The sequence below is a fragment of the Cupriavidus sp. HE11 genome (assembly GCF_056097175.1).
On record NZ_CP184464.1, the window covers coordinates 1,658,524 to 1,676,405 of the forward strand.

The 17,882-nt window shown below is 63.1% G+C and carries 13 protein-coding genes and 1 tRNA gene; 2 read left to right on the forward strand and 12 right to left on the reverse strand.

The annotated features are described in order from the left end of the window. Positions 1-97: 97 nt before the first annotated feature. The gene (pdxR, locus tag ACOABP_RS07760) at positions 98-1,648 is read left to right on the forward strand and encodes a MocR-like pyridoxine biosynthesis transcription factor PdxR (RefSeq protein ID WP_474227618.1); all 1,551 of its coding nucleotides are present in this window, start codon (positions 98-100) and stop codon (positions 1,646-1,648) included. 4 nt (positions 1,649-1,652) lie between these two features. Here pdxR and ACOABP_RS07765 read toward each other — a convergent pair whose 3' ends face one another. Continuing rightward, positions 1,653-2,033, reverse strand: coding sequence for a c-type cytochrome (locus tag ACOABP_RS07765; protein ID WP_474227619.1), 381 nt, complete (start codon positions 2,031-2,033; stop codon positions 1,653-1,655). Positions 2,034-2,044: 11 nt separating this feature from the next. Beyond that, positions 2,045-3,604 (reverse strand): cytochrome D1 domain-containing protein, encoded by a 1,560-nt coding sequence (locus ACOABP_RS07770; RefSeq protein WP_474227620.1) that lies wholly within the window; start codon positions 3,602-3,604, stop codon positions 2,045-2,047. Between the two features lie 299 nt (positions 3,605-3,903). Between ACOABP_RS07770 and ACOABP_RS07775 the strand changes: the two genes are divergently transcribed. Then, positions 3,904-4,710: a 3-hydroxyacyl-ACP dehydratase FabZ family protein gene (locus ACOABP_RS07775; RefSeq protein ID WP_474227621.1), complete on the forward strand. Its 807-nt coding sequence runs from the start codon at positions 3,904-3,906 to the stop codon at positions 4,708-4,710. A gap of 21 nt (positions 4,711-4,731) precedes the next feature. On the opposite strand, the gene ACOABP_RS07780 is transcribed toward ACOABP_RS07775, so the two are convergent. The 10 genes from ACOABP_RS07780 to ACOABP_RS07825 all read right to left on the reverse strand — a co-directional run bounded on the left by ACOABP_RS07780 (position 4,732) and on the right by ACOABP_RS07825 (position 17,860). After that, complete coding sequence (locus ACOABP_RS07780) at positions 4,732-5,010, reverse strand: hypothetical protein (protein WP_474227622.1); 279 nt, start codon at positions 5,008-5,010, stop codon at positions 4,732-4,734. Positions 5,011-5,232: 222 nt separating this feature from the next. Next, positions 5,233-9,474 carry a DNA-directed RNA polymerase subunit beta' gene (gene rpoC / locus ACOABP_RS07785; RefSeq protein ID WP_474227623.1) on the reverse strand — a complete coding sequence of 1,414 codons (4,242 nt, stop codon included), beginning with the start codon at positions 9,472-9,474 and terminating at the stop codon, positions 5,233-5,235. A 117-nt stretch (positions 9,475-9,591) separates the two neighbouring features. Then, on the reverse strand, positions 9,592-13,698 hold the full coding sequence (gene rpoB, locus ACOABP_RS07790) for a DNA-directed RNA polymerase subunit beta (protein WP_066734344.1): 4,107 nt from the start codon (positions 13,696-13,698) through the stop codon (positions 9,592-9,594). A gap of 437 nt (positions 13,699-14,135) precedes the next feature. Beyond that, the gene (gene rplL, locus ACOABP_RS07795) at positions 14,136-14,510 is read right to left on the reverse strand and encodes a 50S ribosomal protein L7/L12 (protein WP_029051590.1); all 375 of its coding nucleotides are present in this window, start codon (positions 14,508-14,510) and stop codon (positions 14,136-14,138) included. Positions 14,511-14,570: 60 nt separating this feature from the next. Next, positions 14,571-15,092 carry a 50S ribosomal protein L10 gene (gene rplJ, locus ACOABP_RS07800; RefSeq protein ID WP_474227624.1) on the reverse strand — a complete coding sequence of 174 codons (522 nt, stop codon included), beginning with the start codon at positions 15,090-15,092 and terminating at the stop codon, positions 14,571-14,573. A gap of 368 nt (positions 15,093-15,460) precedes the next feature. Further along, positions 15,461-16,156: a 50S ribosomal protein L1 gene (rplA, locus tag ACOABP_RS07805; protein ID WP_215528741.1), complete on the reverse strand. Its 696-nt coding sequence runs from the start codon at positions 16,154-16,156 to the stop codon at positions 15,461-15,463. Further along, the gene (rplK, locus tag ACOABP_RS07810) at positions 16,157-16,588 is read right to left on the reverse strand and encodes a 50S ribosomal protein L11 (RefSeq protein WP_010810467.1); all 432 of its coding nucleotides are present in this window, start codon (positions 16,586-16,588) and stop codon (positions 16,157-16,159) included. Positions 16,589-16,752: 164 nt separating this feature from the next. Continuing rightward, a complete protein-coding gene (gene nusG, locus ACOABP_RS07815) occupies positions 16,753-17,334 on the reverse strand; it encodes a transcription termination/antitermination protein NusG (RefSeq protein ID WP_008649197.1) in 582 nt (193 codons plus the stop codon). Positions 17,335-17,344: 10 nt separating this feature from the next. Next, complete coding sequence (gene secE, locus ACOABP_RS07820; protein ID WP_474227625.1) at positions 17,345-17,725, reverse strand: preprotein translocase subunit SecE; 381 nt, start codon at positions 17,723-17,725, stop codon at positions 17,345-17,347. Between the two features lie 59 nt (positions 17,726-17,784). Then, positions 17,785-17,860, reverse strand: a tRNA-Trp gene (locus ACOABP_RS07825). Positions 17,861-17,882 lie beyond the last annotated feature (22 nt).

A 17,882-nucleotide genomic window follows, 5' to 3' on the forward strand; every position in this document is an offset into this window, starting at 1 on the left:
CCGGGAATCGGCCACGCCGCCGATAGTCTTGCGCCAGCACAAGCATGGTCCGGCGCACCGGCCATACGATGGCTGGCGAGGTCCCCAATACAGCCACATGCAGCGCCATTCCTTTTCCCTGCCGATCGAGATCCTGCGCGATGGGTCGGCGCCGTACAAGCGGCAGATCATGCGGCAGGTGGAACACATGATCCTGTCCGGCCGGCTCCAGCCAGACGACCGGCTCCCGTCCATCGCCTGCCTGGTTGCCATGCTGGGTGTTTCGCGAAACACCGTCGTCGGCGCCTACGAAGGCCTGACCGATGCCGGCCTGCTGCGTGGCGAGCCCGGTCGCGGTTTCTATGTGGCGGAGGCGATTCCCCGTGCGTCGTCGCTGCCGGTGACAGCTCCGGCAACGGCCGCTGCAACGCCGAGCAAGCCCGATGCGCTGCCCCGTTCATCGCGATCGTCGCCGGCGGGCGCCGGCATCTTCCCGCCCGGTGTGCATGCCGCGCCGCCCCGCTGTCCCGTAAGCTTCGATTTCAAGATCGGGCGTCCCGCGCCCGATGCGTTTCCGGCCCGGCGCTGGGCGATGCTGTCGAACCCGCTGCTGCGCCAGATGCGGCATGCGATCAGCGAATACCCGTCGGCGGAAGGCCTCTGGGGACTGCGCATGCAGATCGCCGATTACCTGGCGGCCACCCGGGCGCTGGCGGTCGATCCCACGCAGATCCTGATCGTCGCCGGTGTCCAGGAGGCGCTGCACCTGCTTGCCGCGCAACTTGTTCAGCACGGCGACCGCGTCGTGGTGGAATCGCCCGGCTATGCGGGCTTCTGCAACTTGCCCCAACTCACGCACGCGGTACGGATCGCCGTGCCCGTCGATGCAGACGGGCTATGCACGCATGCGCTGCCGGATGCGCCGGTGCAACTGGCGTACACCACCCCATCGCATCAGTACCCGCTCGGCTACACGATGTCGCTGGACCGCCGGCGGGCCTTGCTCGACTGGGCTGCAAACGTTGGCGCCTGCGTCATCGAGGACGACTATGACGGCGACTTCGCCTACGACAGCGCACCACCGCCTCCGCTCATGGCGCTCGATCCCGCGCGTGTCGTCTATATTGGTTCGTTCTCGAAGGTGCTCGGGCCGGGCCTGCGGCTCGGCTTCATGGCGTGCCCGCCGTGGCTGACGGAGGCCATCGCGCATCGCAAGGCGCTGCTCAATCACGGATGCCCCTGGCTGGAACAGGCCGTGCTTGCCCGACTATTCGAATACGGTGACTACAGCCGCCACCTGTACCGGCTGCGCCGTCGCTATCGAGAACAGCGCGACGCGCTGCTTCTGGGGTTGCGCGACGTCTGGGGAGCCCGTTGCCAGATCAGTGGCACCGGCACAGGCATGCATGTCGCACTGCACCTGCCGGCCGACGAGCCGAATGCGACCGACATCGCCAACAGCGCATTGGCGCAGGGTGTCAGGCTATACCGCATGGACGAGGCTGCCTGCGGGCATATTCCAGCGTCCGGCAGCCGCGTGCTGCTGCTTGGCTATGCATCGCAGAACGTTACGCAGATCCGCGAGGCGATGGCCAGGCTCAGGCTGGCGGTGACCCGTTGCCGTTCGCAGCAACCCGGCACCAATGCACCGGCCAGCCTGGCCGTGTGACGCCTCAGTGCGCGCCGGGCATTGTGCCGAAATGCCGCGACAACGCTTCGATGGCGGCATCATCCAGCGGCTCGGCCATCGGGCGCATCACGGCGTCGTCCCGCCGCGCGGCCTTGAAGTCGCGCAACTGCTTGGCGAGATACTCCGGCTTCTGTCCCGCAAGATTGGGATACAGGCCGACGCTGCTGATGCCGTCGATACCATGGCACGACGCGCACAGCGGCAGGATGGCCGCCACCTGATCGGCAAGCTTTGGTGCGGCTGGCGTGGACGGTGCAGCCGGCGCGGTGGCCGTGGCCGTGGCGCCAGTTGCCGCATGCGCGACCGTGGAGGCCGCCAACAGGGCGAGCAACGCGGCCAGCTTGTTCCCTCGATGCTTGATCATGGCCACTCTCCTCAGTGCTTTCTCGTCGGCGGCAAACCGACCGAGATCCACTGCGTGCGCGCACGCGAGAAGATGCCCGCCGGGCTTTCCATCCTGTGTTCGGCCACCAGTGCCAGGGACTTGCTGTCGTACACGCGCAGTCGGTCACCGTAGTAACCCGCGCTGACATACATGTACTTGCCGTCCCGGGTGTACTCGGGGAAGAACGCATGACCGCCGGCATCCAGGGTGCGCACGACTTCGAGCGACTGCTTGTCGATCAGCTGGATGTGCGCGGCCTTCCTGTCCTTCGAGACGATATCCACGGCCACATACGGCGCATCGGGGTGCGCGGCCGGCGATTCGGTAGGGCCATCCACCTTGATGTTCTTCACCACCGAGAAGTCGCTCGTATCCCACACCGTCACGACATCGCCCTTGTCGCATTTGCCGATATTGGTGCCGAACGCCAGCATCCGCCCGTTCACCGGGGTCACGGCACCGGAGCCCACATGCGGCTGGCAGCCCGCCGGGATATCGCGTGCCACCTTGTCTTCCTTGAGATCGATCGCCACGATCTTGTGATCGCCGTAGGACGCCACCATCGAGTACCGCCCGTCGGGCGTCAGGAACGTGTCGTGCAGCATGCGGCCTACGCCTTCCAGCCTCGTCACCGGCATGCCTTCCCGGTCCGGATCGACGATCCAGATCTGGCCGGCCTGGCGCAGCGTCAGGGCAAACTTGTTGTTGATGCGACTACCGATGACCGGGCCGCCCGCCGACTGGATGAACTTGCCGTCAGGATCCTTGCCTTCGAGCCGCAGGTACTTCACGGGCTCCAGCGTGTCGGCCTTCAGAATCACCACCAGGTTCGGCACGAACGAACTGGCCGCCAGCCATTTGCCATCCATGGACACGGCGATACCGGGCCCCGTCAAACCCGTCTTGACCTTGCGCACGACCTTGAGCGAGTAGAGGTCGATCTTGTAGACGTGGCCATCGTCACTCTTCAGCCAGGACCATCGCTCGTCGACCGGGCTGAACTCCATGATGTGGGGAGCGATCGGCGTAGCAATTTCGCCAACCACCTTGTTCGTCGTGCCATCCAGAAAGACGGTCTTCGCATTGTCGGCGCCTGTGCCGCGCCCATAGCGGCCACGCGCCATGACCACCATCAGGTCGTAGACCGAGCCGATCTGATAGGTAGGCTTCGACGGTAGCGCGGATTCGTCGACGAGCACTTCGAGGCTGTCGCGAATCTGCTGCATCGACCATTCCGGCTTGCCCACGGGCTGGGTCTGGATGTACTCGGCCACCAGCCGTATGTCCGCATCGGACATGCGCGAATGAAACGGCGGCATCAGCGTGTCGGGAATACCGGTCATGATGGCGCCACGTAGCGCGGCCTCGCTCTGCACGAGCCTGTCCTTGTGCAGGGCCGGCCCGACGTAACCGCCCCGGCTGGCGGAATGGCAGACCGCGCAATTGGCCTGGTAAAGCGCGTCTGCGCGTTGCAGCGCTTCGGCAGTCATGGCGCACAACGTGCCAGACACACTGGCAAGCATGGCGGCAACTACAGTCCTGGCAAGCATCGTTCAGGTCCTCCGTGGGTAGTTTGAGTAGTAACGACGAGATCAATGTGCCACTGCGTGCCCGTGCGCCTTTGGGGATGCGACTGGAAATGCGATGGGTACGGTTGGCCGATTCGTCGTCCTGTCGCCCACCGCCCACGGCCGTTTCGCAAACCCCGGCGTAGTTGCGATAGCGCAAGGGTTCTCCACCGGAGGTGGACTACGATCCGGCAACCTGCGCCCCGCCCATTCGCACACCCCGTATGCCAACATCGAGCCCCGTCACCGATTCCATCCCTACCGTCCGTGAAACCCTGTTCGTGAGCGGCAGCGACCTGTTCGCGCTGGGCCACTACCCCGGAAACCCGGTCTACCCTGGCGCGCTGATGCTCGACCGGATGCTGACGATGGCTGCGGAACTGGCCCGCCGCACGCTGGGCGAGCCGGCCCGGCCCATTGCCGTCAGGCGCGTGCAATACCTCGGCGTGGTCGTGCCCGGCGACGTGGTGGCTCTGGAAGTCACCCTTTGCGCGATTGGCGGTGGCGATTCAGGTAGCGAGCTAACTTGCGAAGCCGTCGCCTGCGTCGCAGGGGATGCGCGTGTCCGGGCAACCATTGTGTGCGGCGTTGGCTCCGACGATCCGGCTCGACTCGGCGCGCCCGAGGTGAGCGCGGCGGCACCGGCATTGACGCATCGTGATATCGCCCGGCTGTTGCCGCATCGGTATCCATTTCTGTTGCTTGATACGGTATCGGCATACCGACCGGGCGAGCGCATCCGGGCCACCAAGGTCGTCAACCGGGAATCCCCGATACTTGGGCGCCAGCCGCCGCAGGCCTATCCGGCCACGCTGGCAATCGAGTCGTTCGGGCAGGCCGGCGTGACGCTTTTCTATCTGAGCCAGACGGGCGATGCGCCGACCCACGCACTGGTGGGACTGATGCGCGATGTCACGCTGCACCGGCCCATTCCGTACGACACGGTCCTGACCCTCGACGTCAGGATCGAGCGGCTACGTTCAAACATGGTGGTTTTCGGGGGCAGCATCCTGATCGGCGACGAACCGTTGATCGACGTGGGGAGCCTCGTCGTCATGATCGCGCCCGCTTCGTCGGCCGGTGCCTGACGCGCTGATGCGGGTAGCCGCCTATTCACGTCCATCGGAAAGCGGATTGTCGCGCCTGTTTAGCGTGTCGGGATTCACGGGCGGAGGCATGCCCGCCGGCGACGTATCTCGCCGCACTGCATCGACTTGCTTTTGCCGCGCCTGCTGCTCAAGCATGGCGCACTGGCGGGCATCGGCCTTGCCGGCGGCGCAGTCGCGACGCTGCTCGTAGCGCTGATCGCGCTCGTCTTCAACGGTCTGCGGCGGTTTCGGGGAAAGGTCCAGCTGGAAAGCATGGGCCACGGGCACCGCTGCGATCATGCCGGCGCAACCAACGGCGCTCAGCAGGCGGAAAATCGAGGTTGCAGGCATCCGGAGCGGCATGATCGAGGCTGTCGTGCAGCAGAAGTCAAGGCTCCCTTACCGTAGCGCCGTTGGCGAGCCGGTGGATTGATCCACACCAAGCCAAAGGCTCCGGACGAAAAAAAACCCGGCGCGATCGAGCCGGGTTTTTCATTGCAGCGGTAACTGCGAGGATCGCGATCAGACTGCGTCGCCGTCGCCCTCGGTGGCTTGCACCACCGGCGGCTCGATGAAGAGCGATTGCTCTTCGTCGCTGATCGCCTGGGCGCGTTCGCGCTCGGCTGCCTCGCGTGCCTTGCGGGCACGGTGGTAGGCCAGGCCGGTACCGGCCGGGATCAGACGACCCACAATCACGTTTTCCTTCAGACCACGCAGGTCGTCGGTCTTGCCCATGATCGCGGCTTCGGTCAGCACGCGCGTGGTTTCCTGGAACGATGCCGCCGAGATGAAGCTGTCGGTCGACAGCGACGCCTTGGTAATACCCAGCAGCAGGTTCTCGTGGATAGCCGGACGCTTGCCGTCGGCGATCACGCGATCGTTCTCGTCGAGCAGTTCCGAACGCTCCACCTGTTCACCCGGGATGAACTTGGTATCGCCCACGTCCTGGATCTGCACGCGGCGCAGCATCTGACGAACAATCACTTCGATGTGCTTGTCGTTGATCTTCACGCCCTGCAGACGGTACACGTCCTGCACTTCGTCCACGATGTAGTGCGCCAGCTCTTCGATGCCCTTCAGGCGCAGGATGTCGTGCGGATCCGCCGGACCTTCCACGATCATTTCGCCCTTGTTCACCACCTGGCCGTCGTGCACCAGCACCTGCTTTTCCTTCGCGATCAGGAACTCGTGGGCGTTGCCGTCCAGGTCCGTGATCACCAGGCGCTGCTTGCCCTTCGTGTCCTTGCCGAACGACACCGTACCGGTGACTTCCGCCAGCACGGCGGCGTCCTTCGGCGAACGGGCTTCGAACAGCTCGGCCACTCGCGGCAGACCACCGGTAATGTCGCGGGTCTTCTGCGATTCGGTCGGGATACGTGCCAGCACTTCACCCACGTGCACCTGCTGACCGTCCTTCACGGTAATCAGCGCGCCCACCTGGAAGCCGATGGTCACGGAGTGGTCCGTGCCCGGAATCTTGACTTCCTGGTTGTTCGCGTCGAGCAGCTTCACCTGCGGGCGCAGACCCTTGGTGGCAGCCGTACGGCGCTTGGCGTCGATCACCACGAGGGTCGACAGGCCCGTGACTTCGTCCATCTGCTTGGCAACGGTCACGCCTTCTTCCACGTTCTCGAACTTGATCGTGCCCGAGTACTCGGAAACGATCGGACGAGTCAGTGCGTCCCACGTGGCCAGCTGCGTACCAGCCTTGATGGCCTGGCCGTCCTGCACCAGCAGCGTGGCGCCGTACGGGATCTTGTGGCGCTCGCGCTCGCGGCCGTGGTCGTCCGTGATCAGTGCCTCGCCCGAACGCGAGATCACGATCAGTTCGCCCTTGGCGTTCGTCACGTAACGCATGGTCACCGTGAAGCGCACCGTACCGGTGGCCTTGGCTTCCACGCTCGATGCCACTGCCGCACGCGATGCCGCACCACCGATGTGGAACGTACGCATGGTCAGCTGGGTACCCGGCTCACCAATCGACTGTGCAGCGATCACACCCACTGCTTCGCCCGAGTTCACCAGCACGCCGCGGCCGAGGTCACGGCCGTAGCACATGGCGCACAGGCCGTAGCGCGTGTCGCACGACAGCGGCGTACGGACCTTGACTTCGTCCACGCCGATGTTGTCGATCAGCTCGACCAGATCTTCGTCCAGCAGCGTGCCGTTCTCGATCGCGGTTTCCTGGGTTTCCGGATTCACCACGTCGCCAACGGTCACACGGCCCAGGATACGGTCGCGCAGGGCTTCGATCACTTCACCGCCTTCGACCAGGGCCTTCATGGCCACGCCGTTGGTGGTGCCGCAATCGTCTTCCACCACGACCAGATCCTGCGTCACGTCGACCAGACGGCGGGTCAGGTAACCCGAGTTCGCGGTCTTCAGTGCCGTATCGGCCAGGCCCTTACGGGCACCGTGGGTCGAGATGAAGTACTGCAGAACGTTCAGGCCTTCACGGAAGTTCGCCGTAATCGGCGTTTCAATGATCGAGCCATCCGGCTTTGCCATCAGGCCACGCATACCTGCCAGCTGACGAATCTGGGCCGCGCTACCGCGAGCACCCGAGTCCGCCATCATGTAGATCGAGTTGAACGAATCCTGCTTGACGGTAGCGCCCGTACGATCGACCACGTCTTCGTGCTGGAGCTGCTCCATCATCGCCTTGCCCACCTGGTCACCAGCGGCACCCCAGATGTCCACGACGTTGTTGTAACGCTCCTGGTCGGTCACCAGACCCGACATGTACTGCTTGTCGTATTCCTTCACCTTCGCTGCCGCGTCGGCGATGATCTTCTCCTTCTGCGGCGGCACCAGCATGTCGTCGATGGCGATCGAGATACCGGCGCGCGTAGCCAGGCGGAAGCCCGACTGCAGCAGCTTGTCAGCGAAGATCACGGTTTCGCGCAGACCGCACTTGCGGAATGCCGTGTTGATCAGGCGCGAGATTTCCTTCTTCTTCAGCGGCTTGTTCAGCACCGAGAACGGCAGGCCCTTCGGCAGGATCTCGGACAGGATCGCGCGGCCGACCGTGGTGGCCTGCAGCGTGATCTTGGGTGCGAAACGTGCGTCGCCGTCGGCGTCCTTGTCCACCACTTCGTACTCGGTGATACGGACGTTCACGCGCGATGCGAGCTCGACTTCCTTGTTCTCGTAGGCACGGATGACTTCGCTGATGTCAGCAAACGTCATGCCTTCGCCCTTGCCGTTGATCTTGTCGCGGGTCGTGTAGTACAGACCCAGCACAACGTCCTGCGACGGCACGATCGACGGATCGCCGTTGGCCGGGAACAGCACGTTGTTCGACGCCAGCATCAGCGTGCGGGCTTCCATCTGGGCTTCCAGCGACAGCGGCACGTGAACGGCCATCTGGTCACCGTCGAAGTCGGCGTTGAATGCCGCGCAGACCAGCGGGTGCAGCTGGATGGCCTTGCCTTCGATCAGCACCGGCTCGAACGCCTGGATACCCAAGCGGTGCAGCGTCGGCGCACGGTTCAGCATCACCGGGTGCTCGCGGATCACCTCTTCGAGGATGTCCCACACCACCGGCGTCTGGCTTTCCACTTCCTTCTTCGCCGCCTTGATGGTGGTGGCGATGCCCATCGTTTCCAGCTTGTGGAAGATGAACGGCTTGAACAGCTCGAGCGCCATCAGCTTGGGCAGACCGCACTGGTGCAGCTTCAGCGTCGGACCCACCACGATGACCGAACGGCCCGAGTAGTCCACGCGCTTGCCCAGCAGGTTCTGACGGAAACGACCGCCCTTACCCTTGATCATCTCGGCCAGCGACTTCAGCGGACGCTTGTTGGCGCCAGTCATCGCCTTGCCGCGACGGCCGTTGTCCAGCAGCGAGTCGACGGCTTCCTGCAGCATGCGCTTTTCGTTGCGCACGATGATTTCAGGGGCCTTCAGCTCCAGCAGACGCTTCAGACGATTGTTACGGTTGATGACGCGGCGATACAGGTCGTTCAGGTCCGACGTGGCGAAACGGCCACCATCGAGCGGAACCAGCGGACGCAGTTCGGGCGGCAGCACCGGCAGCACTTCCAGGATCATCCACTCGGGCTTGATGCCCGAGCGCTGGAACGCCTCCAGCACCTTCAGGCGCTTGGCGAACTTCTTGATCTTGGCTTCGGAACCGGTGGCCTGCAGCTCGGCGCGGATCTGTTCGATCTGCTTCTCGATGTCGATGCCGCGCAGCAGTTCACGGATGCCCTCGGCACCCATCATTGCCACGAATTCACCCTCGCCGTACTCGTCGCACTTGGCCAGGTAATCGTCTTCCGACATGATCTGGCTCTTCTTGAGCGGGGTCATGCCGGGTTCCAGCACCACGAACGCTTCGAAGTACAGCACGCGCTCGATGTCGCGCAGCGTCATGTCGAGCACCATGCCCAGACGCGACGGCAGCGACTTCAGGAACCAGATGTGCGCGGTCGGCGCAGCCAGCTCGATGTGGCCCATGCGCTCGCGGCGCACCTTGGCCAGCGTCACTTCCACGCCGCACTTCTCGCAGATCACGCCACGGTGCTTCAGGCGCTTGTACTTGCCGCACAGGCACTCGTAGTCCTTGATCGGGCCAAAGATCTTGGCGCAGAACAGACCATCGCGTTCCGGCTTGAACGTACGGTAGTTGATCGTTTCCGGCTTCTTCACTTCGCCGTACGACCACGAACGGATCTTTTCGGGCGAGGCCAGGCCGATCTTGATCGCGTCGAACTGCTCTTCCTGCTGAACCTGCTTAAAGAGATCGAGCAATGCTTTCATTGCAACTCCTTGTTTCGCCGCCGGCCCGGAGTCTGTCCGGGGCAGCGGCATTCAATCCTGTGGGAAACCTGCGCTGGTGGGTGCCCGCCGAGGCTGGCACCCGTATCAATCTGCGGATCAGTAACGATCCAGATCGATGTCGATACCCAGCGAGCGGATTTCCTTCACCAGCACGTTGAACGACTCCGGCATGCCGGCATCGATCGAGTGCTCGCCCTTGACGATGTTTTCGTACACCTTGGTACGGCCGTTCACGTCATCGGACTTGACCGTCAGCATTTCCTGCAGCACGTACGACGCGCCGTAGGCTTCCAGTGCCCACACTTCCATCTCACCGAAACGCTGGCCACCGAACTGGGCCTTACCGCCCAGCGGCTGCTGCGTCACCAGCGAGTACGGGCCGGTGGAACGGGCGTGCATCTTGTCGTCCACCAGGTGATGCAGCTTCAGCATGTGCATCACACCCAGCGTGACCGGACGCTCGAACGCTTCGCCGGTGCGTCCGTCGTGCAGCGTGACCTGCTGCTTCGACGCCGTGAGGCCCTTCTCCTTGGCAATCTCGTCCGGGTAGGCCAGGTCGAGCATGCGGCGGATTTCGGCTTCGTGCGCGCCGTCGAACACCGGCGTGGCGAACGGGACACCCTTCTTCAGGTTGCCTGCCAGTTCCAGCACTTCGGCATCGCTCAGGCTGTCCAGGTCTTCGGCCTTGCCGCTCTCGTTGTAGATCTGCGCGAGCAGCGGACGGAGTTCCTGCGCCTTGGCCGAAGCCTTGAGCATGTCGCCGATGCGCTGGCCCAGACCGCGTGCGGCCCAGCCCAGGTGGGTTTCCAGAATCTGGCCCACGTTCATCCGCGACGGCACGCCCAGCGGGTTCAGCACGATGTCCGCCGGCGTACCGTCGGCCATGTACGGCATGTCTTCGATCGGCACGATCTTCGACACCACACCCTTGTTACCGTGACGGCCTGCCATCTTGTCGCCAGGCTGCAGACGGCGCTTGACGGCCAGGTACACCTTGACCATCTTGATCACGCCCGGCGGCAGTTCGTCGCCCTGCGTCAGCTTCTTGCGCTTCTCTTCGAAGGCCAGGTCGAACTCGTGACGCTTCTGCTCGATGGCTTCCTTGACGGCTTCCAGCTGGGCAGCTACTTCCTCGTCGGCCGGACGGATGTCGAACCAGTGGTACTTGTCCAGGTCGGCCAGGTACTCGCGGGTCAGCTTGGCGCCCTTGGCCAGCTTCTTCGGACCGCCGTTGACGGTCTTGTCGAGCAGCAGACGCTCCAGACGCTGGAAGGCATCGCCTTCCACGATACGCAGCTGGTCGTTCAGGTCCAGGCGGTAACGCTTCAGTTCGTCGTCGATGATCGACTGGGCGCGCTTGTCGCGCGTCACGCCTTCACGCGTGAAGACCTGCACGTCGATCACGATGCCGCTCATGCCCGACGGCACACGCAGCGACGTATCCTTCACGTCCGAAGCCTTCTCGCCGAAGATCGCGCGCAGCAGCTTCTCTTCCGGCGTCAGCTGGGTCTCGCCCTTCGGCGTGACCTTGCCCACCAGCACGTCGCCGGCTTCCACTTCGGCGCCGATGTACGTGATGCCCGACTCGTCCAGACGCGCCAGTTGCGCTTCGGCCAGGTTCGAGATGTCGCGCGTGATTTCTTCAGGTCCGAGCTTCGTGTCGCGGGCGACAACCGACAGTTCCTCGATGTGGATCGAGGTGTAGCGGTCTTCGGCAACCACACGCTCCGAGATCAGGATCGAATCCTCGAAGTTGTAGCCGTTCCACGGCATGAACGCCACCAGCATGTTCTGGCCCAGTGCCAGCTCGCCCAGGTCGGTCGAGGCGCCGTCAGCGATCACGTCGCCGCGGGCAACGATATCGCCAACCTTCACCATCGGACGCTGGTTGATGTTGGTGTTCTGGTTCGAACGCGTGTACTTGATCAGGTTGTAGATGTCCACGCCAACTTCGCCGGCCACGGCTTCGTCGTCGTTCACGCGGATCACCACGCGCATCGCGTCGACGTAGTCCACCACGCCGCCACGCATCGCCTGCACGGCCGTACCCGAGTCAACTGCCACGGTACGCTCGATGCCGGTACCCACCAGCGGCTTGTCCGGACGCAGGCAAGGCACGGCCTGACGCTGCATGTTCGCGCCCATCAGTGCACGGTTCGCGTCATCGTGTTCCAGGAACGGCACCAGCGATGCTGCGGCCGACACGATCTGCGACGGCGCCACGTCGATGTACTGCACGCGGTCCGGCGTGACCATACGCGTTTCACGCTCGGAACCTTCACGCGCCGACACCAGTTCGTCGGTCAGGTTGCCTTCGCCGTCAACGGTCGCGTTGGCCTGCGCCACCACGTACTTGCCTTCCTCGATGGCCGACAGGTAATCCACCTGGTCGGTCAGCTTGCTGTTTTCCACCTTGCGGTACGGCGTTTCCAGGAAGCCGTATTCGTTCAGGCGGGCGTACAGTGCCAGCGAGTTGATCAGACCAATGTTCGGGCCTTCCGGCGTTTCGATCGGGCACACGCGGCCATAGTGGGTCGGGTGCACGTCACGGACTTCAAAGCCGGCGCGCTCGCGCGTCAGACCGCCCGGGCCAAGGGCCGAAACACGGCGCTTGTGGGTGATTTCCGACAGCGGGTTGGTCTGGTCCATGAACTGCGACAGCTGCGACGAACCGAAGAACTCGCGAATCGCCGACGAAATCGGCTTCGAGTTGATCAGGTCGTGCGGCATCAGGTTCTCGGTCTCGGCCTGGCCCAGACGTTCCTTGACGGCACGCTCCACGCGCGACAGGCCGGCGCGGAACTGGTTTTCGGCCAGTTCGCCGACGCAACGCACGCGACGATTGCCCAGGTGATCGATATCATCGACTTCGCCCTTGCCGTTACGCAGGTTCACCAGGATCTTGATCGTCTCGAGGATGTCCTCGTCCTGCAGCACCATGCTGCCCTCGCCGCTCGGGCGCGACAGACGGCTGTTGACCTTCATGCGGCCAACGCGCGACAGGTCGTACGACTCTTCGCTGTAGAACAGGCGCTGGAACAGCGCTTCCACGGCGTCCTCGGTGGGCGGCTCGCCCGGACGCATCATGCGGTAGATGGCGATACGCGCGGCCGTCTGGTCGGCCGTATCGTCCACGCGCAGCGTCTGCGAGATGTACGGACCCTGGTCCAGATCGTTCGTGTACAGCGTCTGGATCTGCTTGACGCCGGCTTCGCGCAGGTTTTCTAGCAGCGACTCGGTCAGCTCGTCGTTGGCGTTGGCAATCACCTCGCCGGTATCCGGGTCGATGATGTTCTTGGCCAGCACGCGACCCAGCAGGTAGTCCTCGGGCACGCTGATCAGCTTGGTGCCGGCGGAATCCAGGTCACGAATGTGCTTGGCGTTGATACGCTTGTCCTTCTCCACGACGACGCGGCCGTTCTTGTCGGCGATGTCGAAGCGCGCGACTTCACCGCGCAGGCGCTCGGGCACGAACTCGAGTTGCGCGCCTTCGCTCTGCAGCGTGAAGTTGTCGAACACGAAGAAGTGCGCCAGGATCTGTTCCGGCGTCAGGCCGATCGACTTCAGCAGGATCGTCACCGGCATCTTGCGGCGGCGGTCGACGCGGAAGTACAGGATGTCCTTCGGATCGAATTCGAAGTCGAGCCACGAGCCACGGTACGGAATGATCCGTGCCGAGAACAGCAGCTTGCCCGAGCTGTGCGTCTTGCCCTTGTCGTGCTCGAAGAACACGCCCGGCGAACGGTGCAGCTGGCTAACGATGACACGCTCGGTGCCGTTAATCACGAAAGAACCGGTCGACGTCATGAGCGGAATTTCGCCCATGTAGACTTCCTGCTCCTTCACTTCCTTCACCTTGCCCGGGTTTTCGCGATCGTTGATGATCAGGCGAACCTTGGCGCGCAGGGCCGAATGGAACGTCAGGCCACGCTGCTGGCATTCCTTGACGTCGAACGGCGGGTTGGACAGGTGATACGAGACAAACTCCATACGGGCAAGCCCGTTATGGGAGGAGATTGGGAAAATCGCGTTGAAAGCGGCCTGCAGACCCTCGCTTTTGCGACGCGCGGTCGGCGTTTCCGCTTGCAAGAACTGGGTGTAGGATTCAATCTGTGTGGCAAGCAGGAATGGAACCTGATGAACCGTCGCGCGCTTCGCAAAGGATTTGCGAATGCGCTTCTTTTCGGTGAAGCTGTACGCCATGGGATCTCCGAATCATCGCAGGGCTGGCTGGACCTGGCCGGCGCCTGAGGTGTTCAGCGACTGGGAGGGGATTTGGCGGTTGGCCGCTACCAACCTCTGGCTGACGGTGCCCGCACGCTGCGGACGGTGTGGTCATTGCACGGCGCAATGCCTGCACACGTCCGGGGGACACCCGACCAAACTTGTCTTCTGCAGTCGGTTCAGAAGACAAACATCAGCAACCACCTAGTGTGCCACTGATGTTTGGCTTCTGCTGAGCCAGCGATGGATTGTCGCCTGCCCGAGCATATCCTAATTCACATTTCACCCATCCGGGCCGGTTTGCGCCGCTTTCAGGTGCCTGATCGAACACCTCCGCAGAAGCGCAAAAAGGCTGGCGCCGGGAATTTCCCTTTGCCAGCCCCTGCCGCGTGCCACAGAGGCACGCGCGGTACCACTTACTTGACGTCGACCTTGGCGCCGGCGTCTTCCAGCTTCTTCTTGGCTTCGTCTGCAGCGGCCTTGTCCACGCCTTCCTTCACGGGCTTCGGTGCGCCATCGACCAGGTCCTTGGCTTCCTTCAGGCCCAGACCGGTGATCTCGCGCACGGCCTTGATCACGCCAACCTTGTTGGCGCCGACTTCGGCCAGAATCACGTTGAATTCGGTCTTTTCTTCAGCAGCGGCAGCACCGCCAGCGCCCGGGGCAGCAGCCACAGCCATGGCAGCAGCCGACACGCCAAACTTCTCTTCGAACGCCTTGACCAGGTCGTTCAGTTCCATCACGGACATCGCGCCAACGGCTTCCAGGATGTCGTCTTTAGTGATTGCCATTTGGATTACTCCTACTAGATTTGATTCGGGATCGGTATTGCGATCTGTCTATGCGGCAGCTCAGGCGGCCGGGGCTTCCGCTTCCGCGGGAGCGCCTTCGGCGTTCTTGGCAGCCAGTGCGGCCAGCAGGCGGGCGAAGCCCGACACCGGCGCCTGCATCACGCCCAGCAGCTGCGAGATCAGTTCTTCGCGGCCCGGGATCGAAGCCAGGGCCTTGACAGCACCAGCGTCGAGCACCTTGCCGTCGTACGACCCAGCGCGCAGGACCAGCTTGTCATTGGTCTTGGCAAAGTCGTTCAGAACCTTGGCCGAGGCCACTGCATCTTCGGAAATACCGTAGATCAGCGGACCGGTCATCTGCTCTGCGAGGCCTGCAAACGGCGTACCTTCGACGGCACGGCGAGCCAGCGTGTTCTTCAGAACGCGCAGGTACACGCCTTGCTGACGAGCGTTGGCACGCAGCTTGGTCAGATCGCCAACCGCAATGCCGCGATATTCGGCCACGACGATGGTCTGGGCCTTGGCGACTTGCGCCGAGACCTCAGCAACGACGGCCTTCTTATCTTCAATATTGAGTGGCACGGTTAAGCTCCAAAACGATGCGTATCCGACAGTTACCCGCCGAACGGCGCATCAGTCCAAACGAACGGCGTCCGATTGGCCCGAATCCACCGGATTGCTCCGGCGTCATCAATCCCTTCGGGTGCGCCATCTGCGCTGGCGGGCCGGCTGCCATCGGGGCAAGCCCCGCATGTGCCGACCGATTAAGTCCACGCTGCCAGAGGCGGTGTGAACACCAGCGGTCTTTGATAACCAGCGGCACCTGCCGCGCGCCATGCGCGCCACGGATGCCACTGCCCAAAGCCTTGCGACGACCGTGGCATTGCCGCGATCCCCAATTCTTACCCTGGCCGGTGTTATCGGGAGCCGGTCAGAGGATTGCCGTCAGCTCAGGCTGCCAGCGAGGTCTGTTCGACACGGACGCCAACGCCCATCGTCGACGACACGGCCACCTTGCGCAGGTACACACCCTTGCTGGTTGCCGGCTTGGCCTTGACCAGGGCGTCCAGCAGGGCGCTCAGGTTGCTCTTCAGAGCGGCGTCGTCAAACGAACGGCGGCCGATGGTGGCGTGGATGATACCGGCCTTGTCGACACGGAATTGCACCTGACCAGCCTTGGCGTTCTTCACGGCCTGGGCCACGTCCGGCGTCACGGTGCCAACCTTCGGGTTCGGCATCAGGCCGCGCGGGCCGAGGATCTGACCCAGCGTACCGACGATACGCATCGTGTCCGGCGAAGCGATCACGACGTCGAAGTTCAGGTTACCGGCCTTGACTTGCTCGGCCAGGTCTTCCATGCCGACCACTTCAGCGCCAGCAGCCTTGGCGGCCTCGGCCTTTTCGCCCTGGGCGAACACGGCCACGCGGACGCTCTTGCCGGTACCAGCCGGCAGCACGACGGAACCGCGAACAACCTGGTCCGACTTCTTGGCGTCGATGCCCAGTTGCACGGACACGTCGATCGACTCGTCGAACTTCGCCGAAGCGCAGCTCTTCACCAGGCCCAGGGCCTCGTCGATCGGGTAGAACTTGGTACGCTCGATCTTCGCCTTGTTGGCGGCGACGCGCTTGGAAACCTTAGCCATTTACAGACCCTCCACGGTGATGCCCATCGAACGCGCCGAACCTGCGATCGTACGCACTGCGGCGTCGAGGTCAGCGGCGGTGAGGTCAGCGTTCTTCGCCTTGGCGATTTCTTCAGCCTGGGCGCGGGTAATCTTGCCAACCTTGTCGGTATGGGGCTTCGGCGAACCCTTGGTGATGCCTGCTGCCTTCTTGATCAGCACGGTCGCCGGCGGCGACTTCATCACGAACGTGAAGCTCTTGTCGGCGAAGGCGGTAATCACCACCGGCACCGGCAGACCGGGTTCCATACCCTGGGTCTGGGCGTTGAACGCCTTGCAGAACTCCATGATGTTCAGACCACGCTGACCCAGTGCGGGACCAACGGGCGGGGAGGGATTTGCCTTACCAGCCGGAATCTGCAGCTTGATAAAGCCAATGATCTTCTTGGCCATCTTTACTCCAATCCGGATCCGTTCCTGTTGCGGAAATCAGATCCTGTTGAGTCGTAACGCGCTATCGCCATGCCGGGGCACGACCTCACGCTCCTCTTCGAGCCGGCCTTGCGGCCGCCCTATCCATCCGCTGCCACCCTGACGGGCCGCAGCGGAGAAAATCCTTAAACCTTCTCGACCTGGCCGAACTCGAGCTCGACCGGCGTTGCGCGTCCGAAGATCGTGACCGTCACGCGCAGGCGCGACTTTTCGTAGTTCACTTCTTCGACGTTGCCGTTGAAGTCGGTGAACGGGCCGTCCTTGACGCGCACCATTTCGCCCACTTCGAACAGCGTCTTGGGACGCGGCTTCTCGACCCCTTCCTGCATCTGGGTCATGATCTTGTCGACTTCCCGCTGGGAAATCGGGCTCGGACGGTTACGTGCACCGCCCACGAAGCCAGTCACCTTGCTGGTGTTCTTCACCAGGTGCCAGGTTTCGTCGGTCATTTCCATTTCCACCAGGACATAGCCGGGGAAGAAACGACGCTCGGTCACCGACTTGTGACCACCCTTGATTTCTACAACTTCTTCCGAAGGCACCAGGATGCGACCGAACTTGTCTTGCATCTCGGCGCGCTCGATGCGCTCCTGCAGCGCGCGTTGCACGCTCTTTTCCATGCCGGAGTAGGCGTGTACCACGTACCAGCGCTTCTTCGACGAAGGCGATTCTGCGGCCGTGGTTTCCTGCTGAGCGTTATCCGTCATGTGCTACCTCTTATTTCCAGCCCAGGACAAGGGAGAAGATCACCCACTCGATGAGCTTGTCGGCCGACCACAGGAACAGCGCCATGATCACCACAAAGGCAAACACGAGGCCCGTCATCTGACCGGCTTCCTTGCGCGTCGGCCAGACGACCTTGCGAACTTCCCGGTACGATTCACGCGCGAATCCCACAAAGTCCTTGCCCGGCGCGGAGACCAGCGCCACGACGACGCCAAGGGCGAGGCCAGCAAAGAGCGCGGCGCCACGGACGTACGACGGCTGCTGAGCCAGCGCGTAGAAACCGATGACTCCGGCAACCACCAGGAGCACCGCTACCGCGAGCATCCACTTGCCGCTCGAGGCACCTACGGTTTCGACATTGGGATTAGCCATGTTTCGCAAACGAGACTAAGCCGCGTCACGAGTGTTCCTCGCGACGCGGCTGATTGATTTGGCAGGGGCAGAGGGAATCGAACCCCCAACCTTCGGTTTTGGAGACCGACGCTCTGCCAGTTGAGCTATACCCCTAAAACAACTTTGGGGCCGGCTT